25 protein-coding genes and 1 riboswitch are annotated in these 24,599 nt (G+C 34.5%); of the genes, 12 read left to right on the top strand and 13 right to left on the bottom strand.

The genetic code is table 11. The features are described from left to right. The first annotated feature begins 112 nt into the window (after positions 1 to 112). Positions 113 to 286: a hypothetical protein gene (locus ACMGE9_RS06015; protein WP_414044333.1), complete on the top strand. Its 174-nt coding sequence runs from the start codon at positions 113 to 115 to the stop codon at positions 284 to 286. Positions 287 to 311: 25 nt separating this feature from the next. Here ACMGE9_RS06015 and ACMGE9_RS06010 read toward each other — a convergent pair whose 3' ends face one another. Together ACMGE9_RS06010 and ACMGE9_RS06005 are read right to left on the bottom strand one after the other, a co-directional pair. Continuing rightward, positions 312 to 686, bottom strand: a complete 375-nt coding sequence (locus tag ACMGE9_RS06010; protein ID WP_414044332.1) for a DUF1722 domain-containing protein — start codon at positions 684 to 686, stop codon at positions 312 to 314. Then, complete coding sequence (locus ACMGE9_RS06005) at positions 676 to 1,569, bottom strand: TIGR01777 family oxidoreductase (protein ID WP_414044331.1); 894 nt, start codon at positions 1,567 to 1,569, stop codon at positions 676 to 678. Before ACMGE9_RS06005 ends, ACMGE9_RS06010 begins: the two co-directional genes overlap by 11 nt. 202 nt (positions 1,570 to 1,771) lie before the next feature. Between ACMGE9_RS06005 and ACMGE9_RS06000 the strand changes: the two genes are divergently transcribed. Next, the gene (locus ACMGE9_RS06000) at positions 1,772 to 3,352 is read left to right on the top strand and encodes an alanine/glycine:cation symporter family protein (protein WP_414044452.1); all 1,581 of its coding nucleotides are present in this window, start codon (positions 1,772 to 1,774) and stop codon (positions 3,350 to 3,352) included. A gap of 36 nt (positions 3,353 to 3,388) precedes the next feature. Here the strand turns inward: ACMGE9_RS06000 and ACMGE9_RS05995 are convergent, their stop codons facing one another. Continuing rightward, positions 3,389 to 4,102: an alpha/beta hydrolase gene (locus ACMGE9_RS05995; protein WP_414044330.1), complete on the bottom strand. Its 714-nt coding sequence runs from the start codon at positions 4,100 to 4,102 to the stop codon at positions 3,389 to 3,391. Between the two features lie 83 nt (positions 4,103 to 4,185). Here ACMGE9_RS05995 and ACMGE9_RS05990 point away from each other — a divergent pair, with 83 nt between their 5' ends. The 3 genes from ACMGE9_RS05990 to ACMGE9_RS05980 all read left to right on the top strand — a co-directional run bounded on the left by ACMGE9_RS05990 (position 4,186) and on the right by ACMGE9_RS05980 (position 6,894). Then, on the top strand, positions 4,186 to 4,893 hold the full coding sequence (locus tag ACMGE9_RS05990; protein ID WP_414044329.1) for a DNA alkylation repair protein: 708 nt from the start codon (positions 4,186 to 4,188) through the stop codon (positions 4,891 to 4,893). 145 nt (positions 4,894 to 5,038) lie between these two features. Then, the gene (locus ACMGE9_RS05985; RefSeq protein ID WP_414044328.1) at positions 5,039 to 5,347 is read left to right on the top strand and encodes a DUF485 domain-containing protein; all 309 of its coding nucleotides are present in this window, start codon (positions 5,039 to 5,041) and stop codon (positions 5,345 to 5,347) included. Beyond that, a complete protein-coding gene (locus ACMGE9_RS05980) occupies positions 5,347 to 6,894 on the top strand; it encodes a cation acetate symporter (protein WP_414044327.1) in 1,548 nt (515 codons plus the stop codon). Before ACMGE9_RS05985 ends, ACMGE9_RS05980 begins: the two co-directional genes overlap by 1 nt. A gap of 152 nt (positions 6,895 to 7,046) precedes the next feature. Here the strand turns inward: ACMGE9_RS05980 and ACMGE9_RS05975 are convergent, their stop codons facing one another. The 5 genes from ACMGE9_RS05975 to ACMGE9_RS05955 form a co-directional block, all read right to left on the bottom strand. After that, positions 7,047 to 7,283 carry a hypothetical protein gene (locus ACMGE9_RS05975; RefSeq protein ID WP_414044326.1) on the bottom strand — a complete coding sequence of 79 codons (237 nt, stop codon included), beginning with the start codon at positions 7,281 to 7,283 and terminating at the stop codon, positions 7,047 to 7,049. Then, complete coding sequence (locus ACMGE9_RS05970; protein WP_414044325.1) at positions 7,273 to 9,927, bottom strand: cation-transporting P-type ATPase; 2,655 nt, start codon at positions 9,925 to 9,927, stop codon at positions 7,273 to 7,275. Before ACMGE9_RS05970 ends, ACMGE9_RS05975 begins: the two co-directional genes overlap by 11 nt. Positions 9,928 to 10,014: 87 nt before the next feature. Continuing rightward, positions 10,015 to 10,869: a homoserine O-acetyltransferase/O-succinyltransferase family protein gene (locus ACMGE9_RS05965; protein ID WP_414044324.1), complete on the bottom strand. Its 855-nt coding sequence runs from the start codon at positions 10,867 to 10,869 to the stop codon at positions 10,015 to 10,017. Continuing rightward, the gene (locus tag ACMGE9_RS05960) at positions 10,870 to 12,147 is read right to left on the bottom strand and encodes an O-acetylhomoserine aminocarboxypropyltransferase/cysteine synthase family protein (protein WP_414044323.1); all 1,278 of its coding nucleotides are present in this window, start codon (positions 12,145 to 12,147) and stop codon (positions 10,870 to 10,872) included. A gap of 96 nt (positions 12,148 to 12,243) precedes the next feature. After that, positions 12,244 to 12,339: riboswitch (SAM riboswitch) on the bottom strand. Between the two features lie 74 nt (positions 12,340 to 12,413). Then, positions 12,414 to 13,274: a PPK2 family polyphosphate kinase gene (locus ACMGE9_RS05955; protein ID WP_414044322.1), complete on the bottom strand. Its 861-nt coding sequence runs from the start codon at positions 13,272 to 13,274 to the stop codon at positions 12,414 to 12,416. A 139-nt stretch (positions 13,275 to 13,413) separates the two neighbouring features. On the opposite strand from ACMGE9_RS05955, the gene ACMGE9_RS05950 reads away from it, so the two are divergent. Then, complete coding sequence (locus ACMGE9_RS05950; RefSeq protein ID WP_414044321.1) at positions 13,414 to 13,887, top strand: GNAT family N-acetyltransferase; 474 nt, start codon at positions 13,414 to 13,416, stop codon at positions 13,885 to 13,887. A gap of 23 nt (positions 13,888 to 13,910) precedes the next feature. Here the strand turns inward: ACMGE9_RS05950 and ACMGE9_RS05945 are convergent, their stop codons facing one another. Genes ACMGE9_RS05945 through ACMGE9_RS05935 form a run of 3 tightly spaced genes read right to left on the bottom strand, consistent with a single transcriptional unit; the run spans position 13,911 to position 16,384 of the window. Continuing rightward, positions 13,911 to 14,822 carry a metal ABC transporter solute-binding protein, Zn/Mn family gene (locus ACMGE9_RS05945; protein ID WP_414044320.1) on the bottom strand — a complete coding sequence of 304 codons (912 nt, stop codon included), beginning with the start codon at positions 14,820 to 14,822 and terminating at the stop codon, positions 13,911 to 13,913. 16 nt (positions 14,823 to 14,838) lie between these two features. Next, positions 14,839 to 15,687, bottom strand: coding sequence for a metal ABC transporter permease (locus ACMGE9_RS05940; RefSeq protein ID WP_414044319.1), 849 nt, complete (start codon positions 15,685 to 15,687; stop codon positions 14,839 to 14,841). Then, on the bottom strand, positions 15,680 to 16,384 hold the full coding sequence (locus ACMGE9_RS05935) for a metal ABC transporter ATP-binding protein (RefSeq protein ID WP_414044318.1): 705 nt from the start codon (positions 16,382 to 16,384) through the stop codon (positions 15,680 to 15,682). The genes ACMGE9_RS05940 and ACMGE9_RS05935 overlap by 8 nt, the downstream gene beginning before the upstream one ends. 135 nt (positions 16,385 to 16,519) lie before the next feature. Between ACMGE9_RS05935 and ACMGE9_RS05930 the strand changes: the two genes are divergently transcribed. After that, a complete protein-coding gene (locus ACMGE9_RS05930) occupies positions 16,520 to 17,155 on the top strand; it encodes an iron dependent repressor, metal binding and dimerization domain protein (protein WP_414044317.1) in 636 nt (211 codons plus the stop codon). Positions 17,156 to 17,210: 55 nt separating this feature from the next. On the opposite strand, the gene ACMGE9_RS05925 is transcribed toward ACMGE9_RS05930, so the two are convergent. Continuing rightward, positions 17,211 to 18,047 carry a formate/nitrite transporter family protein gene (locus ACMGE9_RS05925; protein WP_414044316.1) on the bottom strand — a complete coding sequence of 279 codons (837 nt, stop codon included), beginning with the start codon at positions 18,045 to 18,047 and terminating at the stop codon, positions 17,211 to 17,213. Between the two features lie 118 nt (positions 18,048 to 18,165). Continuing rightward, entirely contained in the window at positions 18,166 to 18,687 is a 522-nt protein-coding gene (locus ACMGE9_RS05920; RefSeq protein ID WP_414044315.1) for a GNAT family N-acetyltransferase, read from the bottom strand. A 384-nt stretch (positions 18,688 to 19,071) separates the two neighbouring features. Between ACMGE9_RS05920 and ACMGE9_RS05915 the strand changes: the two genes are divergently transcribed. From ACMGE9_RS05915 to ACMGE9_RS05895, 5 genes are all read left to right on the top strand, one after another. Beyond that, a complete protein-coding gene (locus ACMGE9_RS05915) occupies positions 19,072 to 20,406 on the top strand; it encodes a sodium-dependent transporter (protein WP_414044314.1) in 1,335 nt (444 codons plus the stop codon). Positions 20,407 to 20,661: 255 nt separating this feature from the next. Continuing rightward, complete coding sequence (ahpC, locus tag ACMGE9_RS05910; protein ID WP_414044313.1) at positions 20,662 to 21,231, top strand: alkyl hydroperoxide reductase subunit C; 570 nt, start codon at positions 20,662 to 20,664, stop codon at positions 21,229 to 21,231. Between the two features lie 122 nt (positions 21,232 to 21,353). Next, entirely contained in the window at positions 21,354 to 22,877 is a 1,524-nt protein-coding gene (gene ahpF, locus ACMGE9_RS05905; protein WP_414044312.1) for an alkyl hydroperoxide reductase subunit F, read from the top strand. A gap of 89 nt (positions 22,878 to 22,966) precedes the next feature. Continuing rightward, positions 22,967 to 23,740, top strand: a complete 774-nt coding sequence (modA, locus tag ACMGE9_RS05900) for a molybdate ABC transporter substrate-binding protein (RefSeq protein WP_414044311.1) — start codon at positions 22,967 to 22,969, stop codon at positions 23,738 to 23,740. A gap of 153 nt (positions 23,741 to 23,893) precedes the next feature. Continuing rightward, entirely contained in the window at positions 23,894 to 24,490 is a 597-nt protein-coding gene (locus ACMGE9_RS05895) for a YdeI/OmpD-associated family protein (protein WP_414044310.1), read from the top strand. Positions 24,491 to 24,599: the final 109 nt, after the last annotated feature.

Raw genomic sequence — 24,599 nt, 5'->3', positions numbered from 1 at the left:
ATAAAACCTCCTTAAGATTATATTATTGATGTACCCTTAAAAGAGATTAATATTCATTTTTAAAAGGATATAACATTTCAAGGTTAATTTATACGTATGAAAGAAGGATATAATGAAAAAAGATTTTGTTACAGATGAAGAAATACATGCGATGGGCGTACCCTTTGAATTATTGTCATCATGGATGACAAATGGCTTGATACACGTAGCATATCAAGCGAATCATATGCGTTTCTTTTGGAAGAAAGATGTTGAGTGTTTAAAGCGACAATATAATATTGATTAATGATTATAAGTAAAACAGCAGTATCTTATTCAAATAAGATACTGCTGTTTTTTAAGTACGAAACATTATATTTATTACTCAAGTTAATTAATAGTTCTTTGAGTTGCATTTCATGTTGCTCAAAGTCTGATATATATATTTGATAGTCTGATTTTTCTTCAGAGGTAGCGACTCTTTTGAAATAACCCCACATATGTTGGTAACTATTCTTTTTTGAGCCAATAGTCGGACTCATTTGGTAAGTCTCTCGTATTACGCGTTTTAAGACAGCAACATCATCAAGTTGATCTCGCATTAATTGTCGTATCTGATTGTATTGGTTTTGATTATAGTACATCACTTTGTATTTCTCTTTTCTCCAAAGCAATTCGACGGCTTTTTTACCAGCTTTATTTACCATACAATTCATTCAATGCAGACTTTATCGTAGGATATTGAAAGACATATTTGATTTCTAATAGTCGATTTGGTAGTACATGCTGTCCATTCGTTACCATAATCGATTGTTCACCAAGAATTAGTGACATCATTTTGTTAGGAACAATTGTCCAATGAGGTCTTTTGGTAATCTTTGCGATTTCTTTCCCAAGCTGTGTTTGTGTGACTGGAATTGGCGCTGTTAAATTAAATACACCTGTAGCTTTTTGTTCATATATATAAAGCATACTATCTACTAAATCATCTATATGTATCCAACTATATGGTTGGTCACCATCACCGATTTTTCCACCCACCATCAATTGATAAGGTTTCATCATCAGCGGTAAAGCACCACCTTTGTTAGAGAAAACGACACCGAATCTACAAATCGCAGTAGGAACATTCATCGCTTCAATCTGATGCGCAGCTTGCTCCCATAAGTAAACAGTCTTTGATAAAAAATCAAACGACTCAAAGGTATTGCGTTCATCATAAATTAAAGATTTAGAAGGCGGATAATAGCCTACAGCACTCGCCGAAATAAAGAAAGGCTGATGTTGTTGAGATTCAAATATTGATATCAGTTTTTCTGTACATTCCACACGACTCTTAATGATGGCGTCTTTATGTTCAGAAGTCCAACGACTATTGAGTGAAGCACCCGCTAAATTGATAACCAAATCAAGTCGAGGTAGCGATGTATACCACTGATTTTCAGACCAATTGATATAAGTAATATTGTTGTGATTTTTTTTATCTGTTCTTGTTGGAATATAGATGTGTGCATCATTAAAAATGAATGTAATACGGTCTGTGAGTGCCGTACCAACGAGACCTGTTCCACCTGTAATCAGAATATTCATCATGTACCTCCATATAAATTTACATTTTATTCTATTATATTATAACGGTTATTTATAAATTAAAACCTAATAATAACAAAGGATAAAAAAAATCATCTGACTAAATATTCAGAATAATCAATAAATGCTATTGCCACATGTAAATTGTGACTATATAATGAAATGGTAAGTGTATGCGTTAACATATTAAAGGGGTGTAATAATTATGGAGATTATTGTTAGTTTTCTGAATGAAGTCGTATGGAGCTTACCATTAGTTTATGGTCTTTTATTTACAGGGATATTCTTTTCAATAAAAATGGGATTCTTTCAAATTAGACATTTGAAAGAAATGATACGGTTAATGTTTCAAGGAGAGAAGTCACCTACTGGTATATCGAGTTTCCAAGCGATAGCATTGTCACTTGCGGGACGTGTTGGGACAGGTAATATCGTTGGGGTATCAACTGCAATCTTCATTGGTGGACCTGGAGCAGTTTTTTGGATGTGGATGTCAGCTTTCTTGGGTGCTAGTTCTGCATTTCTTGAATCTACATTAGCACAAATCTATAAAAAAGAAGTTGATGGTGAATATCGAGGGGGTCCAGCTTTTTATATTGAACAAGGCATTAAGGGGAATGTAGGTAAGATTTATGCGGTCGTTTTCGCTGTAATTGCAGCATTATCAACAAGTGTCTTATTACCTGGTGTGCAAGCAAATGCAATTTCTAGTTCTATGAAAAATGCATTTGGGATTGATGCATGGATTATAGCTATTATCTTGGCAATCATTTTGGCGCTAATTATATTTGGTGGGGTTAAGCAGATTGCTACAGTAGCAACGGCAGTCGTACCTTTTATGGCGATTTTATATATCGGTATGGCATTAGTGATTATATTTATGAACATTGATAAAGTACCTGGATTATTTGCTTTAATATTTAAGTCAGCTTTTAATATGGAATCAGCGTTTGGGGGTATTTTCGGAGCGATGATTGAAATTGGAGTTAAGAGAGGACTTTATTCAAACGAGGCGGGACAAGGGACTGGACCTCACCCAGCGGCGGCGGCAGAAGTGTCACATCCAACTAAGCAGGGTTTAGTTCAATCATTCTCAGTATATGTAGATACACTATTTGTATGTTCAGCTACAGCATTAATCATTTTATTATCAGGAACATTTAATACAACAGATGGTACTACGGGGAAAGATGGTATGCCAAATCTAATTAAAGATGGTGGTATATATGTAGAAGGGGCAGATGGTGCAAAAGATGTTTCAGGAACTGCTATGTATGTACAAGCTGGGATAGATAAAGCCTTCCATGGCAGCGGCTATCAGTTTGATCCAGCATACTCAGGTATTGGATCATACTTTATTGCGATTGCATTATTCTTCTTTGCCTTTACAACAATTCTTGCTTACGGTTATATCGCAGAGACCAATATATCTTATTTAATGCGAAAAAGTAGTAAATCAGCTTCGAAATTAGGTATTAATATTATACGAGTACTTGTTATTGGATCTTCAATATTTGGTGCAATTAAGGCAGCAGACCTTGCCTGGGCAATAGGTGATATAGGTGTTGGACTGATGGCTTGGTCTAATGTCATTGCTATTTGGATACTTCATAAACCAGCCATTAAAGCGCTCAGAGATTACGAAAGACAGAAGAAAGAAAAAGGATCAGGACGATATGCTGTTTATCATCCAGACCCTAAAGAATTACCGAATGCAACTTTCTGGTTGGTAGATTATCCAGAACGATTACGTAGAGAAAAATTTGATGAAAATGCACATTAAAAAATAGCGCAAATTGCGCTATTTTTTTAGGTTAACCTACTTTAAGTAGCGATAAATATCTTCGAAAAGTATATATTTATCGCTACTCGTTGTCATTAAATGACCTGCATTAACGTAATGGTCTATATGTTTAGGTGCGTTAATATTATCGTATATAAATTGTGCGCTTTCATGGTAACTTTTATCGTCTAAATCTCCATAAAGTAACGTCGTTGGATTTTTAATCTGATCTAAGTTGGACATGATGTCGTCTATAAAATCAACGAATGTTTGCGCACCTTGATAGTCATCAATCAATTTGTTATTTGTTTCAGGATATGGTTCATGCGTAATGACTTTATGCATACGTGGTGCAAACTGTCGTAAGCGATATTTAATTCCTTCTGGGTCTTTTTTCATCGGTACACTCATAACAATCAGTTGGTTGACATCATATATTTCTGCGAGTTTGAGTGAGAATAATCCACCTAAAGATACACCGACTAAACTGATTGTGTCATAATTTTCTTTAAGTTGTAAGTAGCTTTCTTCAACAGTCTGAAACCAATCGTTAATATCGTATTTCACGAAGTCCTGTATCGGTAATCCATGTCCTGGATAAGACGGGATGAGTACGGTAAATCCTTGTTTATTTAAATACGTTCCGAGTTGTTTCACATCTCGTACCGTGCCTGTAAATGTATGGAGAAGCAGAATTGCATGGTCATTACCTTCTAGAAATATGGGGTCTGGGTTTTTCACTTTAATCATTGGAGTCCCTCCGGTGTAATCAGTATAATAAAGTTATTACTTATTATACTATTGATAAGACATATTATTAAGGGGATGAACTAATGACGTTTGAAGAGGTAATGGCTGAGCTTGAATCACTAGGAAAAGAGCGTATGAAGAAGATTTATATGGGCAATGGTGCACATGAACCTCTTTTTGGTGTAGCGACTGGCGCAATGAAACCGATGCGTAAAGCAATCAAGAAAGATCAAGCTTTAGCGGATCAGTTATATGCAACGGGGAATTATGATGCAATGTATTTTGCGGGGGTTATTGCTGATCCAAATGCAATGACAGAAGCGGATTATGACCGTTGGATTGATGGGGCATACTTTTACATGTTATCTGACTTTGTAGTCGCTGTGACGTTATCGGAAGCGGATTTTGCACAACAAGTTGCAGATAAATGGATTGATTCAGGGGAAGATTTAAAGATGAGTGCAGGGTGGAATTGCTACAGTTGGTTACTTGGACATAAAAAAGACGATACATTTGATACTGAGAAATTAAGTAAGATGTTAGTCCGTGCTGAAAAAGAAATCCACACTGCACCAGACAGAACAAAAGTAGGTATCGGTAACTTTATTCAATGTGTCGCGATTTCATATGTGGATTTACATGACAAAGCTACATCTGTTGCGAAGGCAGTTGGTGCTGTACCATTTAACCGCGAGAATAAACCACCCGGTGAAGTAAATCCGTTAGAAACCATTGAGAAAGCTATCGAGAAAGATAGAATTGGCTTTAAACGTAAATATGTACGTTGTTAATATTGAATCAAATTTTATAAATAAACTCTAAAGTCTAAAAAAAGATTTTAGAGTTTATTTTATTTGAAGATTGACAATATTCTGACAAATTAATAAAATAGATTTTGGGAGGAATTTTTACACTTAAACACGAGGAGATGATTTCATGAATCAACAAGATTATAACAAGATTGCCGAGTCACAAGCATTCAATGATTTAGTTAAATCGAGGAATAGTTTTATCTTTCCTTTATCTGTATTCTTTATCATTGCAACGTTACTATTTCCAATACTCACGGGATATACGACAATACTTAATAATATTGCATTTTGGAATATTTCTTGGGCATGGGTTTATGCGTTCTTATTATTTATTATGGTTTGGACATTAGTAACGATGTATATGAGTAAAGCAAAGTCATTTGACGAGGCAAGTGATCGTATCATTAGTGAGTACAAAAGGGGGGCACGCTAATGAATACAACAGTAATTGTGATGTTTTTATTCTTTGTCAGTTTAACGTTGCTCATTACATATTTCGCTTCAAAGAGAACAAATTCTGCTGAAGATTTCTATACTGCAGGTGGGGGTCTTACAGGTTGGCAGAATGGATTAGCCATAGCAGGGGACTACTTATCAGCTGCATCGTTCTTGGGTATTGCTGGTGCCATCGCATTATGGGGATTTGATGGCTTCTTTTACAGCATCGGATATTTAACAGCATATTTAATTGTATTATACATAGTGGCAGAGCCATTAAGAAACTTAGGAAAATATACGTTAGCAGATATGATTGCAGCACGTTTTGAGTTAAAGAAGGTGCGTGCAACTGCAGCGGTCTCATCAATAACCATTGTTATCTTTTATATGTTAGCGCAACTTGTAGGGGCAGGGGCACTCATTCAATTATTATTTAATATTCCGTATACGTGGGCAGTTATTATTGTGGGGATTATGATGACAATTTACGTATTATTTGGTGGGATGACTGCAACGAGTTGGGTGCAAATGGTTAAAGCGATACTCTTGATGGTCGGAACGATTATTATCTCTTTCTTAGTATTAAAGCATTTCAACTTTAGTATTGCGGAGATGTTTGGACAAATGAAAGATATTAAGTCAGCAGACTTTAAAGGGGAATATATTAATCCAGGATCTCAAGGGAAATCACCGTTAGATAATATTTCTTTAATCATTGCATTACTGTTCGGTACAGCAGGTTTACCGCATATTTTAATGCGCTTCTTTACAGTAAGTGATGCGAAAACTGCAAGAAGTTCAGTGATGTGGGCGACTTGGATCATCGGTATTTTCTACATCTTAACGATATTCTTAGGATTTGGTGCAGCAAGTCTTTTATCACGTGAAGAAATCCTTAAAGCGAATCCAGCGGGGAATATGGCAGCGCCATTACTTGCAGACAAACTCGGTGGCGACTTACTCATGTCGTTTGTTTGTGCGGTCGCATTTGCAACAATCTTAGCCGTTGTTGCAGGTCTTGTATTATCAGGAGCATCAGCATTCGCACATGATATTTATGGTGAAATTATTAAGAAAGGTAACATCAGTGAGAAAGAGCAAATGAGTGCAGCGAAGATTGCATCACTGGCAGTATCTATTCTTTCAATTACACTCGCGTTGTTTGCTCAAAATATGAACGTGGCTTTTCTTGTATCACTTGCATTCTGTGTAGCAGCTAGTGCTAACTTGCCGGTCATTGTGTACACAATCTTCTGGAAACGATTTAATACACAAGGGGCAATTGCAGGGATTGTAGTTGGATTGCTTACTTCGATTATTTTAGTAATCTTAAGTCCAAACGTGATGAACACTGCAGGAACTGGGTTTATTAATATGGAACCAATCTTCCCGTTAGCTAATCCGGCGATCATTTCTGTGCCTGCTGGATTTATTGCAGCATTCTTAGGGACATTCTTAGGCAAACAAGAGTCTCAAGATAAGTTTAGAGAAGTTCAAGTAAAGTCAGTCACGGGTATTGCAACGTCGGAAGTAACACACTAATTATCTTTTTATAATCATTTAATATACTCCCAATAAAAAATCCAAAGGCATAAAACATTGCCTTTGGATTTTCGTTCTTGCTTATCGTTTATTCTATCATTTTTAATATGTATCATCTTCAGTAAGGTACTTTTCCCGGAACCTCATGGGACTTATAAACAAACCACTTCGAAAGCATTGACTTGTAAATTAATTTCATTTGATACTGTGATTTCAGTATCACCTTTTTTGAATGTTTTCGTTAATTGTTTCACATGAATCACATTATTCTTCTCCAATAAGAACAGTCCTGCAAGCATAAATATTAAATTAGCATTTAAGTAAAATGGCATCGTTGGTGGTAAAACATTATTAATGATGGATACGATGCCGATTTTGTTATGCTTCATATTTAAAAATAGTACGAGTGATCCATTTTTCAATTTCAATTAAGATAAATACTGCAATACCAATACCAATCGGTATCATCCACTGTGAAAGTGTTAGTGGTGCGGTCTTTAATATTGTATTTAAAAATGGTACATACGTGATGAATAACTGCAATGCAATTAGCAATCCAGATACAATAAATGCGACTTTGTTTTTAAAGAAGTCTTTATTAATAGAAAACTGATTTAAATGTCGACAATTGAATAAATGGAATATTAACGCAAATACGAGTGACTGTAATGTAATCGTATTGAGTACCGATTTATCTAATTCAAAGCTTTTTAAATATAGATTAGCGAGTAATATACCCCCAGCAACTATAATGGACACGAGTAATATTCTAAACAAGAAGTATTTACTCAGTAATGGTGTGGATTTGTGTCTTGGTTTTCTGTTCATTGCACCAGGTTCTAATGGTTCAAATGCGAGTGCAAATGAGATGGTAATAGCAGTCACCATATTCACCCACAGCACTTGAACAGGTGTGAGGGGAATAGAAATTCCGAACAATATAGCTGCTAAAATGAGTAACCCTTGAGAACCGTTTGTTGGTAAGATGAATAGTATCGTTTTCTTTAAGTTATCATACACGCGTCGTCCTTCACGAACGGCATCCACAATCGTTTCAAAGTTATCATCTACAAGAATCATACGCGCAGCATCTTTGGATACTTCAGTACCTTTGATGCCCATCGCAACACCGATATCCGCACGCTTTAAGGCGGGGGCATCATTAACACCATCACCCGTCATCGAAGTAATTTCATCGTGCTTTTGTAATGCTTTAACAAGTTGTAATTTATTCTCTGGGCTCGTTCTCGCAAACACGTCATATTCAAGTGCAGCAGTATATAATTCATCTTCACTCATATTATCCAGTTCTTGACCTTCAATAGCCTTAGTACCGTCACCAATACCAAGTTGTTTTCCAATAGCCATTGCCGTTTCTTTGTGGTCACCAGTAATCATCTTGACTGCTATGCCGGCTTTTTGACACTCACCGACTGCTTTTATAGAAGACTCACGCGGAGGGTCAATAATACCAACGAGTCCGAGTAACGTGACACCATCTTCTAAATCTTCATGTGTTATGGTGGTCGTATCATCAGGCATATCTTTGTATCCCGCTGCGATTAATCGTTTACCTTCTTTAGCAATCACACTCAGTTTATCTTCCCAAACACGTCTTCTATCTTTATTTGTAAATACACGGTCAAATATTCTGTCAGGGGCACCTTTAATGTAAATGCGTTTCTTACCTTGGTCTTCAACGAGATAGGCCATGTATTTATAAAGAGAATCAAATGGAATTTTATCAATAGCCGGTAAGTTTGGAATTTCTAAATCTGTTTTATGTACAAGCGTCATTAAACAACCTTCAGTAGGCTCCCCTGTAATTTGATATTGTCCATCTTCATCTTGAGATAACCGTGCTTCATTAACGGTTTTGACACATGTTAAAAATTGATATAATTCCTGTTCCGTTTCAGGTGTTTCATTGTACTTTGGTAGAATTTCACCAATCGGTTCATAACCTGTACCTGTTACTTGATAGCTGTTATGCATTAAATCAATTGATGTGACGGTCATTTCATTTTTTGTTAATGTACCTGTCTTGTCGGTACAAATAACCGATACAGAACCTAATGTTTCGACTGAAGGTAAGTTCTTCACGATTGCATTATTCTTGGCCATCGATTGTACACCGAGAGCTAGAATGATTGAGATAACAGCGGGTAATCCTTCAGGAATTGCACCAACAGCTAATGCAATCACAGATAAGAGTAATTCACCGGCAGGATAATTGTGATAGAAACGACCGAATAAATAAATTGCGATTGAAATGACTACAATACCGATACTGACCGTTTTACCGAATTCACCAGTTTGTTTCATGAGTGGTGTAGCCATTTGTTCTGTATCAGTCATCGATTGGTTAATCTTTCCGAGTTCTGTATCTTTCCCTATTGCCACAATGATGCCAACACCAGAACCTGATGTGATTGAAGAACTGGAATACGCCATATTCTTTCTATCACCGAGTACTGCATCGTCATCAATTTGTTGTGTGTGCTTTTGAACTGGAACCGATTCGCCTGTTAAAGCGGACTCTTCAATCTTTAAGTTATTTGCTTCAATGAGGCGTAGATCGGCAGGAATCTTCTCGCCTGAAGAAAGGATGACAATATCTCCAATCGTCAGTTGTTCACTTGGAATGGTTTGACTACGGCCATCACGAATAACAACAGCTGAACTTGTCATCATATTGCGAATACTATCGAGTGCTTTTTCAGCGCGTGATTCTTGAACGTATCCGATGATAGCATTAATAAAAGCGACAAGAATAATGACAGACATATCTAGGAAATGTCCGAGGATACCTGTAATTGCAGCTGCAATGAGTAAGACGTAAATTAAGACATCATTAAAATGGCTTAAGAACTTAAGAATTTTAGGTTTTTCTTTGCGTTTAGGTAGGGCATTAGGCCCGAAAGATTGTTGATTGTTTGCCGCTTGGTCATGAGTGAGTCCATTATTTACGGAGGAATTAAGACGTGAGACAATATCACCGCTAGATAGATTATGCCATTTTTCATTTTCCATAAGAAACATCCCTTTACGTATAAGTATTATCTTAATCGTAACGCAAGTGACAATATAATACTATCGAAAGGAATGTGAGTATCTAAATTATGATGTGTTTTTGTTGTGATCAATATAAATAGCATGTGGATCGCAGTTTTGAGCATTAATCAGTGTGACAAAACGCTTAAAAAATTGATTCGCAAAAGGTTGCCAATGGGATATAACTAAATTATTTGTATTGTTCAGTTTATAATAATGTTTTGGAATAGTGATGTTTATTCCTCTACTGCAATCTCGAATATACTCAGTATGTAATGTGTTAGATGAATATTCCAAATGACCATTAATATAAATATCTTTGTTATCTTTAGAAACTAATATATCTGCACCAAAAATAGGATGTGAACTTAAAATTAATAAGTCTGTCTTTTGTTTAATGTCCTGCAAATCTATATTTGTATAACGTGATTGTGGAATATGATACGTATTATGGCCATGCGTTAAATAATGTTTTTCTAACACATCGTATTCATAAATGCCAAAAAGTTTTTGTAAATTTGGAAAGGGCTCCTTAATGAGATTATATTCGTGGTGTAATGCAAATTGAGCTCCCCAACAGATAAATAAACGTGTTTGTTGTTGATTTTTTGACCAGTCGAGTACTGTTTTTAATTCTTCATAATAATCGACAGAGTCGAAAGGTAAATGTTCAACAGGCGCACCGGTCACAATCAATGCGTCATAATGTAGGTGTCTAGCTTCATCGAAATTATAATAGTGCTTTTCAACATAACGTTGTTTTTCTGTGCTTGTTTGATGAGTCTTTAAATATAGAAAGTCGATTAAAACATGTGAGTCTGCAAATTGACGTTTGAATTGTAATTCCGTTTCTATTTTATTTGGCATTAAATTGACGATAAGGATACGTGAATGATTATTATTCGTTTGTGTTAATGTCATTTAAATCATACTCAATCCGTAGTCAAGGTCTGCTATTATATCATCAATATGTTCAATGCCAATTGAAATTCGAATTGTTTCTGGACTTACACCAGCAGCAAGTTGTTCGGCTTCAGTAAGTTGTGCATGTGTCGTTGAGGCAGGATGAATAATAAGAGACTTTGCATCTCCAACGTTTGCGAGTAATGAGAATAGTTCAAGAGACTCAATGAACTTTTTACCTGCATCACTGCCCCCTTTGACACCGAACGTAAATATTGATCCAGCCCCTTTTGGTAAGTACTTTTCTTGTAATGCTTTATAAGGACTATCTGGTGTATCAGCGTATTTTATCCAAGCGACTTTATCGTGGTTGGATAGAAATTCAATCACTTTCTTAGTGTTTTCAACATGACGTTCTACGCGAAGTGATAGTGTTTCTAACCCTTGAACGAGTAGGAATGAATTAAATGGTGAAATGGCAGCACCTGTATCTCGAAGTAATGTCGTACGAATTTTAAAAGCGTACGCTGCTTCACCAAATGCTTTTGTAAATATTAAATTATGATAGCTTGGATCAGGTTCAGTGAGGCCATTAAATTTGCCATTATGCCAATTAAATTTACCACTATCAACAATAACACCGCCTATTGAAGTACCGTGACCTCCGATGAATTTTGTTGCTGAATGAACGACAATATCTGCACCAAATTCAATAGGACGGCAAAGATAAGGGGATGCGAAAGTATTATCAACGATTAATGGGACACCATGCTCATGTGCAGTTATAGACAAAGCTTCCAAGTCTTCAACGTTACCTTCTGGATTACCAATTGTTTCTACAAAGATTGCTTTCGTATTTTCTTGTAATGCATTTTTGACATTATTTAAATCTTTCGTATCTACGAGGCTCACTTCAATACCGAATCTTTTGAATGTATGTTCAAATAAAGTGTGGGTACCTCCATATAGACTTGTTGTAGCAACAATATGATCACCACTACTTGCAATCGTTTGAATTGCGTATGTAATGGCTGCCATACCTGAAGCCACCGCAACACCTGCAACACCACCTTCGAGTTCAGCAACGCGTGTTTCAAATGCAGCTGTAGTAGGGTTCGTTAATCGTGAATAAATATTCCCAGCTTCCTTTAAACTGAACAGGTTAGCAGCATGCTCAGTGCTATTAAATGTGAATGATGTTGTTTGGTAAATAGGGAGTGCACGTGCATTTGTTTCGCTATCAATAATTTGTCCTGCGTGTACCTGTTTCGTTTCAAATTTGTAGTTGTTTATCATAATAAAAACCCTCCTAAAATAAATTTAATAAATGCTATTCATAAATTTGGTTAGAGGAGCAAAAAAAAGAGTCTACCTCAAAGAAGTAGACTCATATGCTCATCTTTCAGGTTGTACCTGCTGGAATTAGCACCTAATTGAATAGGTTGCTGGGTTTCATCGGGCCAGTCCCTCCACCGCTCTGGATAAGTTGTATTCAGTTGTAAGAATTAATGACTATTCTAGATTATAAATTCAGAATTGTCAAATAACTTTTTGTAAAAAAATTAGTCTTTTTTAAGTTTTTGAATATATTCATCTAATTTTTCTTGATTTTCTGGAGAAATCTCAGGAAATTTAGGGTTTAATTGATCAATCTTATTTATCATTACTTCGGTTACAATTCGGCGTGTGTGCCATTCGTCATCAGCTGGTAATATATACCAAGGGCTATGTTCGGTAGATGTGGCTTCAAGCATTTCAGCAAATATTTCTTGATATTCATCCCAATGTTCTCTTTCTTTAACATCATTAAATGAAAATTCCCAGTTCTTTTCTTTATTTGTCATACGCTCAAGTAATCTTTTGCGTTGCTCATCTTTAGACATATTAAAGAAAAATTTAATCACTTCAAATCCATTTTCCGTTAAATAACGCTCAAAATCATTGATTTGACGATAGCGTGTTTGCCAAATACTATCATCGTTCTTGTCCTTAGGCATTTCATGGTCTTCTAATGTTTTATGAATTCTAGGTGCAAGGACATCCTCGTAATAAGAACGATTGAAAATACCGATTTGGCCACGTTCCGGTAAACCCTCATTATAGCGCCATAAATAATCATGTTTTTGCTCTGTTTCGTTAGGTTTACCAAATGATGTAGTTTTCAAACCTTGTGCACTTAAGTTTGAGAAGATATAACTTATTACCTCATCTTTTCCTGCGGCATCAAGTGCTTGTAAGACGACGATAATCCCATTTTTTTCGTCAGCATGAAGTTTTAAATGCAATGCTTCTAATCTTTTTGTTAAATCAGGTATAATATTTTCTCTAATATTTGAGTTGTTTTGTTTTTCATTTTCTGAAGTTTTGTAATCTTTGAGATTAAATGGTTTGTTGGGAGAAACTTTATATTGTCTTATATCCATAAGAACACCTCCATTTTTTAAATATACTTCCCTAAATATGATAAAAGTAAACGATTCAAAAAGGGTTTGATATAATAAAATAAAGTGAGTGAAATCATGATTTTAATCTTTGAATTACAAAAATGAATGGGAGGGTACTATGAAGCTTATACCATTAATAGATGATGACAATGCATATCTAGAACAGTTTGAATTAACAGAAGAGCAATTGAAGTTTGTGAAAAGTCCAAAGACAAATGTTGAAGTGGCTAATGAGGACAATAACCGTACTCCGATATTTTGTTTAAATGAAGAGGGTAAGCCAGTTGTGTTTTTTGTATTGCATGAACATAGTGAATATGAGCACGCATTCGATGTTGAAAACAGTATATATGTGAGATCTTTTGCGACAGATCATCGTCATTTAAGGAAGGGGTACGCAAAACAAGCGTTATTAGCACTTCCTGAATTCATTCGTCATCATTTTCCGCATATTAAATACATTACGTTACTCGTTGATGTACCAAATACTGCAGCAAAAGAAATGTATTTAAAGCTAGGATTTATTCAAGGCAAAGAAATAAAAGGGGAACGTTATCCTGCGTATACAATGACAAAAAGCATAACAGGTTGAGTTTTACCTGTTATGCTTTGTATTTATTTCATTCCATCGTGAATCACTTTAATATTATGTTCCATCATTTTATAATAACTATCGCCATCTGTTCCTTTTTTTCCGATAGAATCGGTATAAACTTCAGCGTGAATAGGAATACGAGTTGTCTCGTTTAATGATTTCATACTTCTTTGATCAATGCTTGTTTCTACAAATAATGATTGAACATTATTTTTCTTCACATAATCTATAGCTTTTTTCATTTGTTCTGGTGTACCTTGTTTGTCCGTATTGATTTCCCAAATATAAGTGTGGCTTATATCATAATCACGTGAAAAATATTTAAACGCACCTTCACTCGTAATCAGATGGCGTTTTGATTTGTCGATATCATTGAATTTATGTTTATATTTTGCATCTAAATTTTTAAGATTCATGGTATATCTTTTAGCATTTTGTAAGTACTGTTTGGCGTGTTTAGTATCTGTCTTTTGAACGGCATTCGAAATATTATTCACATATTTTATCCCATTTTGAATGCTTAACCACGCATGTGGATCAAGTGAATCTTTATCATGTTTCATATCTAAATAAATCGGCTTTATCCCTTGACTCGCTTCTATGACAGATTCAGATGATAAATCTTTGTCTGCCTGTTTTAAAGCTTTTTGGAACCATCCACTTGCAGTTTCTAAGTTCATACCACTATAGATGATGACGTCTGCATCAGTAATCGCTTTAATATCTTGAGGTTTTACTTCGTATTCATGGGGGTCTTGTCCTATAGGAACAATATTCGTTACTTTCGCTTGTTCTCCAACGACTTCCTTTGTCATGTCATATAGGATTGAATTTGTTGTGACGATTTTAAGATGGTAATCGGTAGTCTTTCCACATCCGAATAGTGAGAAAAGCATTATTAATAGTATGCTTGTTGTTAATATTTTTTTCATTGTTGTTTCCTCCAAATTATGATTGTATTGTTGTTTCTTTTTTGAACTTAAAATTTATATTAATTTTTTGTGATAGAAAAATAATCGTGTAAATAAAGCTTGCGCATAACACAATGCAAGCACCACTTGGAACATTGAATATATAACTCAAATATATACCGATGACAGCACTCACGAATCCAATGATTGCTGACAACATCATCATAATATGTAGTGACTTTGAGATTAAATAGGCACTGGATGCAGGTGTAATGAGTAATGCGACAACAAGAATTATACCTACTGTTTGCAAGCTAATGACTGTGATCAGTGCAAGTAGTAGCATCACTGTATAATGCCAGAATTTTGGGTTAGTGCCATTCATTTCACTAAAAACATCATCGAAAGTCGTCATTTTTAAAGGGTGATAGCAAACGATAATGAATAAAATAACGAATAAACTAACGGATATTGAAGTGAGCATTGCTTCATGTGAAACAGTCAAAATATTGCCGAATAATATACTATAGAGATTTGTCGAACTTTCAATTGAACTGATGATAATGACACCAATGGAAAAAAGACTTGTGAATGTGATACCAATGGCTGCATCATTTTTAGTTTTAGAATGTGTTGTTATAGAACCAATGATGATACTCGTTATGAGACCTGCAATTAATGCACCAATAAACATTGGTATTTTTAAAATAAAACTTACTGCAACACCAGGTAGTACGGCATGACTCATAGCGTCACCCATAAGACTGAGCCCACGTAGTACAATAAGACAACCAACTATTCCAGAAACGATACCTACAATGGCAGCAGTAATAAACGCCCTTACGAGAAATGGATAAGATAACATCTGTGTAATAGCATCAAACATATGTTATACCTCCAGATAAATAAGTCTTGTTTAAGTTTTCTTGAGTGAGTGCTGTTTCTACTGGACCACTGGCTATAATGGTTTGATTTAGCATAATGAGATCATCGAATAGTGCTTGTGCGGTATTTAAATCATGATGAATAATAAAAATCATTTTTCCCTGCTCACGTAAATCAAATAAACAATCCTGTATGATTTCATAACTTCTAAAATCAACACCTACAAAAGGTTCATCAAGAAAGTATAATTGCTTCTCTTGCATTAAACTTCTAGCAATTAACACACGCTGTAATTGTCCACCGCTCAATGTATCTAACGTACGATTTTTGAATGGTGTCAATTCAAATTGGACCATTAATGCGTTAACTTTGTATAATCCTTTTTGGTTATGATACTGAAGTCCGCCGTTATATAATCCAGATAGTATGACTTGTTCTACAGTAATCGGGAACGTCAAATCAATTGTTGATTTTTGGGGGACATAACTGCAGTCTCTTTTATCGATAGGTATACCGTTAAAATATGTTGAACCCTCATGTTGGATAAATCCTAACATCGATTTAAAGAGTGTTGATTTACCAGCACCATTCGGCCCGAGTATCCCTATTAACTTACCAGAACTTTGTTGTGTATAATGGATATGAGATAATATACTTTGATTATTGATTGATACAGATAAATCTTTAATTTGAAACATATAACCACACTTTCTTGTTTATTAAATTAAAGTTTAGGTTAACCTAAACTTTAATTTAATAATATCACTGAAATTTTATTTGACAATGGGATAATTGTGTGGAAATTGTGAACTTAATTAAAAGAGGTGATGAACTTGCTAACTGAAGAGAAAGAAGATTATTTGAAAATTATTTATTATCACAAAGGACAACATGAATTTGTATCAAATAAAATTATTGCCAGTGAATTAGGTATAAAACCTCCTTCAGTGTCTGAAATGACGGCACGGTTAGAAAAAGAAAAGTATGTAGAAATCAAACCATATAAAGGCGTGAAATTGACTCAAAGTGGGATGCAAGAAGTGGTTAGATTACTTAAAAGACATAGATTAATCGAATGTTTTTTAATTGAATCCTTAAAATATAATTGGGATGAAGTACACGCGGAAGCGGAAGTGTTAGAACATAAGGTAACAGACATGTTTATAGAAAGATTAGATGAAATGTTAGGTTATCCTGAATATTGTCCACATGGTGCAAGAATACCTAGGGATGATGATATAGTAGAGTTTACGAATAATATATTAGATTTAAAAGAGGGAGAAACATTTAATTTAAAGCAAGTGAAAGACGAAGTATTGTTATTAAAGTATTTATCTGAACAAAATGTAAAAGTGAATGATGAGCTATCAATTCAGAAAAAAGATGAATCAAATCAAATTGTCTATCTTGAAAAGAATGATAAAGTATTTGCGTTAAGTTACGAGAATGCTGAAAAATTATTTTACTAAATATAAAAGAGGTGAAGATTATCTCCACCTCTTTTATATAAAATCACTAAATTGATTAAATTCTATTATTAACAACGTCATCTCTACGACCGTTAAGGTACGCATATACTAATCCGATGAATAATCCTCCACCGATGTAGTTTCCAATGTATGCGTAGAAAATATTTTTAAGAACGTCTATCCAAGATAATGCATCAATATTGTAGAACATCATACCAGCAAATAATCCAGCGTTGTAAACAACGTGTTCGTAGGCCATGAATACGAAGATAACAACACCAACACCAATAAAGAATACCTTTGCTAATACTTCTTTACATTGTAATGCGATATAGATTCCAATGTTGATGAAGAAGTTAGCGAAAATCCCTTTAATAAGAATCGCGTGCCAGCTTGCGTCAATTGTTTTTGCATCTACTGTTTTTGTTAAAGCAGCAACCATTTCAGGTGTCATAACTTTCGTGCCTGTCATCATACCGAATAAAATGAATCCACCAATAATATTTCCAATGAAACAAAGCGTAAAGATTTTTACGATTTTACTCATTGTAATTGTTTTGAAGTAGTATCCAACAGTAAAGAACATAAAGTTACTAGTTAACAACTCTGAGTTTGTTAGTACAATCATTACGAGTGCAATACTGAATGCTATAGCACCAATTAAGTTGATTAATCCTGCATTTTCAGCAGTTGCGAATTGCGTTTTAGCTGCTAATTGTAATACGGCCATTATTGCAAGTAAAAATCCCGACATAATTGCTTTTAACATGTAACGACCAGGTGTTTTATCTGCCATTACTTCTTTCGTTGCGACTTGATTTAATACGTTTTCAATGTTGCCCTTTGATGCATAAGTGTCTTCAATCGTTTTAGCTGGAATTTCGATAGCCATTGCAGTTCCTCCTAAAGTTGAGTTTTATTACAATATTTTAAGGAAAAATGATATATATATTTAATTATATATGTTGTAGAGCATAGTGTATATATAAGAAATTGAACAATTTTGAATATTATATGATATTCAATGTAAAAATGAAATCCGTTTGTGCTTCGTCACCCATCTGGAAGACATGTGAATCTGTGTGTTCAAAGCCCATCTTATCGTAAAAAGCGATAGCATTTTGATTGTGTTCCCAAACACCTAACCATACTTTCTTAACATCGTGAAACTTGGCACGCTCAATAGCTTTATTGTATAGAAGTTTACCAATGCCTTGTTTTTGGAAGCTATTATCCACATAGATACGTTCGATTTCTAGAGCATTGTTGCCCATCATTTCCGTTTGTGCATCTTTAATATTAATTTTTAAATAGCCAGCGACTTCGTTATCGCTGTATGCGAAATAAAATTCAGAATGCGGATTATGAAGTTGAGATAACATTTTTTCTTCTGTAAATGATGTTTGTAAATAATGATCGATGACTTCATCCTTGTTATCAGGACGAAAAGTGTCATCGAATGTCTTTTTACTGATGGTAATCAAATCTTGTAAGTCACTTGTAGAGACTACTCTGATTGTAATATCATTCATTTTTTTCACACTCACTTTTTTATTTAATATTAATAAATATTATGGACTCAATTATTGTAGTATGCAATAAGGAATTATTAGAGAAGTTAAAAAGAATTTAATATTCAATTGACGATAATTATATATACTGTTAGAATAGTCAGTAATCTTAAACAAGTGAGGTAACAGCAATGAAGACTTTTGTACAAACAAGTGCAAAATTAAATATGTGGTGGCAGCTGTCATAACTTATATTTATGCTCGTCATAGATATAAGTATCTATGACGGCTTCATTCTCGTTACTTGAGGCCGATTGCGTGTGCGTTTGGTCTCTTTTTTTGTGGCCAAGGCATATGCGTTGGCCTCTTTTTTTGTTTAAAAAATTATGAAAAGAGGGATTACACATGGAAAAAAGGTCTACTTGGGGATCAAAGATTGGATTTATATTAGCAAGTGCTGGTTCGGCAATAGGGCTTGGTGCAATGTGGAAATTCCCGTATGTTATGGCCGATAATGGTGGTGCGGCATTTTTAGTCTTGTTTATGGTATTCACATTGTTTATTGGATTACCTTTGTTACTTGCTGAATTTGTGATTGGTAGACATGGAAAGACATATAGTACTGAAGTGTTTGGAAAGATTACAGGAAATAAGTATTATAACTTAATCGGTCATTTAGGAAATATAGGTGTGTTCTTCTTACTGAGTTTTTATAGTGTCATTGGTGGTTGGATTTTACTCTATATGATTCGAACAGTGTATGTGATTTTTACAGGACAGCATACCAAGAATTATGAAGCGCTATTTGGTTCGTTAATTAGTAATCCTATATATGCGATTTTGGGTGCAGCATTATTTATTCTTCTTACCGCATATATTGTATCGAAAGGGATACAAGAGGGTATTGAGAAAGCATCAAAAATAATGATGCCTCTTTTGTTTATTGCCTTTATGGTAATTATATTGCGTTCATTAACTTTACCGAATGCAATGGATGGTGTTGCTTTCTTCTTGAAGCCAGACTTTAGTTCGATGAATGCTGAAGGAGTACTTTTTGCACTCGGACAATCCTTCTTTTCTTTATCTGTTGGTTTTGGTGGTATGCTAACTTACGCATCATATTTAGACAATAAAACGGATATCGTACAGTCTGGATTTTCAGTCGTGGGACTAAATATATTAGTAACGATTCTTGCGGGACTTGCTATCTTCCCCGCAACAGCTTCACTAGGAATTGATAATGCACAAGGACCAGGATTATTATTTATAGTCTTACCGTTCGTTTTCGATCAATTACCAATGGGTAGTATATTCTATTTAATTTTCTTATCACTGTTCTTTTTTGCAACAATTACGTCATCAATTTCATTAATAGAGATTAATGTATCTAATTATATAAAGAATAACGAGCGAAAACGTAAGAAGGGTGTGTATCTGGTTTCGTTATTGTTATTTATATTATGTGTCCCGTCAGCTTTATCTAATGGTGTCTTGAATGAAGTGAAATTTGGTGCGGGAACATTCTTTGATAACATGGATTATTTAGTATCAAATATTATGCTGCCGATTGGGGCATTTTGTTTTGCTATATTTACAGGATATAAATTGGATAAGCAGATCGCAAAAGAAGAATTAAATGATTACAAATATAGAGGTTTATTCAAAATATGGGCGTTCTTACTGAAATATATTATTCCTATTGTTATTTTGGCAGTGTTTGCCTCGTTGATTCTGAAGTAAATGATGAATTAGAGTAAATGAGAATAAGTCATGTTAATTGATATTATAGTTAGGTTATATAATAAATATTACACATGACTTATTTTTTATTTAAGAAAAATTATTAAATTTTTCGTCAAAGATTTTTCATAAATTTTAAGTTTGAGTTGGTTGACTTAAAACTATCAGCATGTAATAATAAGAAATGTAGAGATTAGAATTATTCTAATCTAGAAAAAGTAAGTCAATTTAATTTATTCTCAGGAGGAATTACACATGTCATTAATTAATAAAGAAATCTTACCGTTTACAGCTAACGCTTATGATCCAAAATCAGACACATTCGTTGAAGTATCTAACGAGTCAATGAAAGGTAACTGGAGCATCGTTTGTTTCTACCCAGCTGACTTCACGTTCGTTTGTCCAACTGAATTAGAAGATTTACAAGATCAATATGAAACATTACAAGGTTTAGGCGTAAATGTATACTCTGTATCATGTGATACTCACTTCACGCACAAAGCTTGGCACGATCATTCAGATGCGATTGGTAAAATTCAATATACTATGATCGGTGATCCTTCACATGTTATTGCTAACAACTTTGATGTATTAGATGAAGAAGCAGGTCTTGCACAACGTGCTACATTCTTAATCGATCCTGATGGCGTTGTGCAAACAATGGAAATCAACAATGATGGTATCGGTCGTGACGCTTCAGTATTAGTAGACAAAGTGAAAGCTGCGCAATACGTTGCAACACATGATGGTGAAGTTTGTCCTGCGAAGTGGAAAGAAGATGGAGAAACATTAACACCTGGATTAGACTTAGTAGGTAAGATCTAATAAGATTTTTTTCCATGTTATTCAATAATTAAATATTAAATAAGCAGCCACAACGTAAGTTTTTACGTTGTGGTATCTCTTGCAATAAAATATAGAAATTTATACTTAAAGGAGGAAATGTAATGTTAAACGATACATTAAAACAACAATTAGCTCAGTATTTAGAGTTAATGGAAGGTGATGTAGTCATTACTGCAAGTGCCGGAGAAGACAAGACAAGCAAAGATATGATGGATTTATTAAATCAAATTAAAGAAATGTCTTCGCGCATTAGTTTAAATGAAGCGACACTAAAGCGTACACCAAGTTTCACGTTAGCACGTCCAGATGAAGCGGCACGTATCACATTTGCAGGTGTGCCTTTGGGTCATGAATTTACTTCTCTTGTTCTAGCATTATTACAAGTGAGTGGTCGTGCGCCTAAAGTGGATCAAGCCGTTATTGATCAAATTAAAAAGCTAGAAGGACCATTTAACTTTGAAACATTCATTAGTTTAACTTGTACGAAATGTCCAGATGTTGTACAAGCATTAAACATGATGGCAGTATTAAATCCAAATATTACGCATACAATGATTGATGGTGCAGCATTTAGAGAAGAATCTAAAGATATCATGGCTGTCCCTACAATGTTCTTAGAAGGTGAAGAATTTGGAAGCGGTAAAGCAACAGTAGAAGAAATCATTGCAAAATTAGGCGGGGGTGCTGATGCTTCTGAGTTCGATGCTAAAGAAACATTTGACGTTTTAGTTATCGGTGGAGGACCCGCAAGCGGTAGTGCAGCAATTTATGCAGCGCGTAAAGGTTTACGCACAGGTATCGTTGCAGAACGTATTGGTGGTCAAGTCAATGATACGGCTGGTATTGAAAACTTTATAACAGTAAAAGAAACAACAGGACCGGAATTCAGTGAAAATTTAAAGCAACATATAAATAGCTATGATATAGATGTTATGAGTGCCGTTCGTGTTGAATCATTAGAAAAAATTGATGATTTGGTACATGTTACTTTAGAAAACGGAGGTAAATTAACTTCTAAAACATTGATTATCGGTACAGGTGCGAAATGGCGTAACATGAACGTACCTGGTGAAGCTGAATATCAAACCAAAGGTGTAGCATACTGTCCACACTGTGATGGTCCTCTATTCGAAGGTAAACGCGTTGCAGTTATTGGTGGAGGCAACTCTGGTGTTGAAGCAGCGATTGATTTAGCAGGTATCGTTAAACATGTAACATTACTTGAATTTGGTGATGAATTACGCGCTGACCAAGTATTGCAAGATCGTCTAGCTTCGTTAAATAATACTGAAATCATTAAATCGGCAGCGACTAAAGAATTAACTGGTGACGAAACATTAAAAGCTTTAACATATGTTGACCGAAATACAAATGAAGAACATACAATTGACTTAGAAGGTGTATTCGTACAGATTGGGTTAGTACCAAGTACTGAGTTCGTTGGTGACGTTGTCGCAAGAAACAACCGTGGCGAAATTATTGTTGACCGTAATGGTGCTACAAACGTACCAGGTATTTTTGCTGCAGGAGACTGTACAGACCAAACATACAAACAAATCATCATCTCAATGGGTTCTGGTGCAACTGCAGCATTAAGTGCCTTTGATTACTTAATCAGAAACTAATTGAAGCTTTTTAAGACTTATTATGCATAGAATTGCATAACAAGTCTTTTTTTGTATGGTAATATATACATATTATAAGGAGGTACACGATGAAAAAACTTTTGCTAATAATACTATCAACGTGTGTAATACTAGGTGCGTGTGCTAATACATCAAAAGAACAAGATGCGAATAAAAAAGTAACTTTAACTGTTTCTGCAGCTGCAAGTTTAAAAGATGCATTAACAGAAATCGAAAAAAAATATGAATCAGAACATAACAACATTGATGTGAAATTAAATTATGGTGCATCTGGTGCGCTCGCACAACAAATTAAGTCAGGTGCGCCTGTTGATATCTTTTTCTCAGCAGCACAAGATAAAGTCGATGATTTAGTCAAAGATAAAAAGATAGCTAAAACAGAGACAAAACCATTAATATACAATCATTTATTAGTAGTTTCAACATTAGATACACATAAATTAACAGACTTAAAATATGATAGTATAAAAAAAATAGCAATTGGAAATCCTGAACTTGTTCCAGCGGGTCAGTACGGAAAACAAGCTTTAGAAAATGCTAAAGTATATGAAAGTATCAAGCATAAACTCGTTTTGACAAAAGATGTGCGCCAAGTCCTAACGTATGTAGAGACAAAAAATGTTGAAGCGGGGATTGTCTATCAATCAGATTTAGCATCATCGGATAAAGTTAAGTATTCATTTAAAATTGATGATGCGTTACATGATACAATACAATATCCAATTGCTAAAATAAAAGATACTAAAAACAGTAAAGCAACTAATGATTTATATGAATATTTACAAACGGATGCAAGTAAGAAAATCTATAAAAAATATGGCTTTGATATTAACAAAAAGTAGAAATACGAATACAAAGGATGATGGGAATACCCTCAACCTTTGTATTTTTATATATTATGTCGTTTAATATTTATTATTTTTCATTTTTACTTATAAATAATTACCATATGGTTTTGTATTGTATATAATATAAATAAATACGGAGGGGAATGTATGACTGAACTAACGACCGAACAAAAATTAGAAAACTATTTTAATAAAGACTCAAAATGGAAAGATGAGTATGGATTATTTCGTGAGATTATTACAGCATATGATTTAGAAGAAGAATATAAATGGATGCATCCTTGTTATACGCTGAAGGGGAAGAATGTATTATTAATGCATGGGTTTAAAGAGTATGTAGCACTTCTATTTCATAAAGGTGTCATGCTTAACGATAAATATAATAAACTCATTCAACAAACAGAACATGTACAAGTAGATCGTCAGTTAAGATTTACATCTGTTGAAGAGATTATCGAGCAGAAACATATCATACAATATTACATTGAAGAAGCAATTCGTATAGAACAATCAGGAAAAAAACCTCCTAAAAAAGAGTATGTAGCATTAGAAATACCTTTGGAATTGGAAGAGGCATTCCAAGAAAATAGCAGGTTAAGAGAAGCATTCTATCAATTAACGCCAGGTAGACAGCGTGCCTATGTCATTGAAATCAACAAGGCAAAGCGTAGTGAGACACGTCGTAATCGTATTGAAAAATATTCTGAAAAAATTTACGAAGGAAAAGGGATTCTTGAACGATAATTTTTGCATTATTACAAGTTATTAATAGGGTATTAATGCTATAATATGTTAAACATAGAAATTTGATTATTAAGTTACAAGAGTAATTATATTTTTGCAATCATTAACA

This window comes from Macrococcus animalis (genome assembly GCF_047425875.1).
Classification (GTDB): Bacteria; Bacillota; Bacilli; order Staphylococcales; family Staphylococcaceae; genus Macrococcoides; species Macrococcoides animalis.
The sequence above is the reverse complement of the archived record's forward strand: the minus strand, read 5'-3'. Positions and strand labels throughout refer to the sequence as shown.

What these genes read in the sequence shown, in the direction of transcription:
- ACMGE9_RS05915 (WP_414044314.1), top strand. Translation starts at nt 19,072, where the DNA reads ATGGAAAAAAGGTCTACTTGGGGATCAAAGATTGGATTTATATTAGCA.
- ACMGE9_RS05895 (WP_414044310.1), top strand. Translation starts at nt 23,894, where the DNA reads ATGACTGAACTAACGACCGAACAAAAATTAGAAAACTATTTTAATAAA.
- ACMGE9_RS05940 (WP_414044319.1), bottom strand. Translation starts at nt 15,687, where the DNA reads ATGTTTGATGCTATTACACAGATGTTATCTTATCCATTTCTCGTAAGG.
- ACMGE9_RS05970 (WP_414044325.1), bottom strand. Translation starts at nt 9,927, where the DNA reads ATGGAAAATGAAAAATGGCATAATCTATCTAGCGGTGATATTGTCTCA.
- ACMGE9_RS05980 (WP_414044327.1), top strand. Translation starts at nt 5,347, where the DNA reads ATGAATACAACAGTAATTGTGATGTTTTTATTCTTTGTCAGTTTAACG.
- ahpF (WP_414044312.1), top strand. Translation starts at nt 21,354, where the DNA reads ATGTTAAACGATACATTAAAACAACAATTAGCTCAGTATTTAGAGTTA.
- ACMGE9_RS06015 (WP_414044333.1), top strand. Translation starts at nt 113, where the DNA reads ATGAAAAAAGATTTTGTTACAGATGAAGAAATACATGCGATGGGCGTA.
- ACMGE9_RS05945 (WP_414044320.1), bottom strand. Translation starts at nt 14,822, where the DNA reads ATGAAAAAAATATTAACAACAAGCATACTATTAATAATGCTTTTCTCA.
- ACMGE9_RS05990 (WP_414044329.1), top strand. Translation starts at nt 4,186, where the DNA reads ATGACGTTTGAAGAGGTAATGGCTGAGCTTGAATCACTAGGAAAAGAG.
- ahpC (WP_414044313.1), top strand. Translation starts at nt 20,662, where the DNA reads ATGTCATTAATTAATAAAGAAATCTTACCGTTTACAGCTAACGCTTAT.
- ACMGE9_RS05920 (WP_414044315.1), bottom strand. Translation starts at nt 18,687, where the DNA reads ATGAATGATATTACAATCAGAGTAGTCTCTACAAGTGACTTACAAGAT.
- ACMGE9_RS06010 (WP_414044332.1), bottom strand. Translation starts at nt 686, where the DNA reads ATGGTAAATAAAGCTGGTAAAAAAGCCGTCGAATTGCTTTGGAGAAAA.
- ACMGE9_RS05950 (WP_414044321.1), top strand. Translation starts at nt 13,414, where the DNA reads ATGAAGCTTATACCATTAATAGATGATGACAATGCATATCTAGAACAG.
- ACMGE9_RS05925 (WP_414044316.1), bottom strand. Translation starts at nt 18,047, where the DNA reads ATGGCTATCGAAATTCCAGCTAAAACGATTGAAGACACTTATGCATCA.
- ACMGE9_RS05985 (WP_414044328.1), top strand. Translation starts at nt 5,039, where the DNA reads ATGAATCAACAAGATTATAACAAGATTGCCGAGTCACAAGCATTCAAT.
- modA (WP_414044311.1), top strand. Translation starts at nt 22,967, where the DNA reads ATGAAAAAACTTTTGCTAATAATACTATCAACGTGTGTAATACTAGGT.
- ACMGE9_RS05955 (WP_414044322.1), bottom strand. Translation starts at nt 13,274, where the DNA reads ATGGATATAAGACAATATAAAGTTTCTCCCAACAAACCATTTAATCTC.
- ACMGE9_RS05935 (WP_414044318.1), bottom strand. Translation starts at nt 16,384, where the DNA reads ATGTTTCAAATTAAAGATTTATCTGTATCAATCAATAATCAAAGTATA.
- ACMGE9_RS06005 (WP_414044331.1), bottom strand. Translation starts at nt 1,569, where the DNA reads ATGAATATTCTGATTACAGGTGGAACAGGTCTCGTTGGTACGGCACTC.
- ACMGE9_RS05995 (WP_414044330.1), bottom strand. Translation starts at nt 4,102, where the DNA reads ATGATTAAAGTGAAAAACCCAGACCCCATATTTCTAGAAGGTAATGAC.
- ACMGE9_RS05960 (WP_414044323.1), bottom strand. Translation starts at nt 12,147, where the DNA reads ATGATAAACAACTACAAATTTGAAACGAAACAGGTACACGCAGGACAA.
- ACMGE9_RS05965 (WP_414044324.1), bottom strand. Translation starts at nt 10,869, where the DNA reads ATGACATTAACACAAACGAATAATAATCATTCACGTATCCTTATCGTC.
- ACMGE9_RS05975 (WP_414044326.1), bottom strand. Translation starts at nt 7,283, where the DNA reads ATGAAGCATAACAAAATCGGCATCGTATCCATCATTAATAATGTTTTA.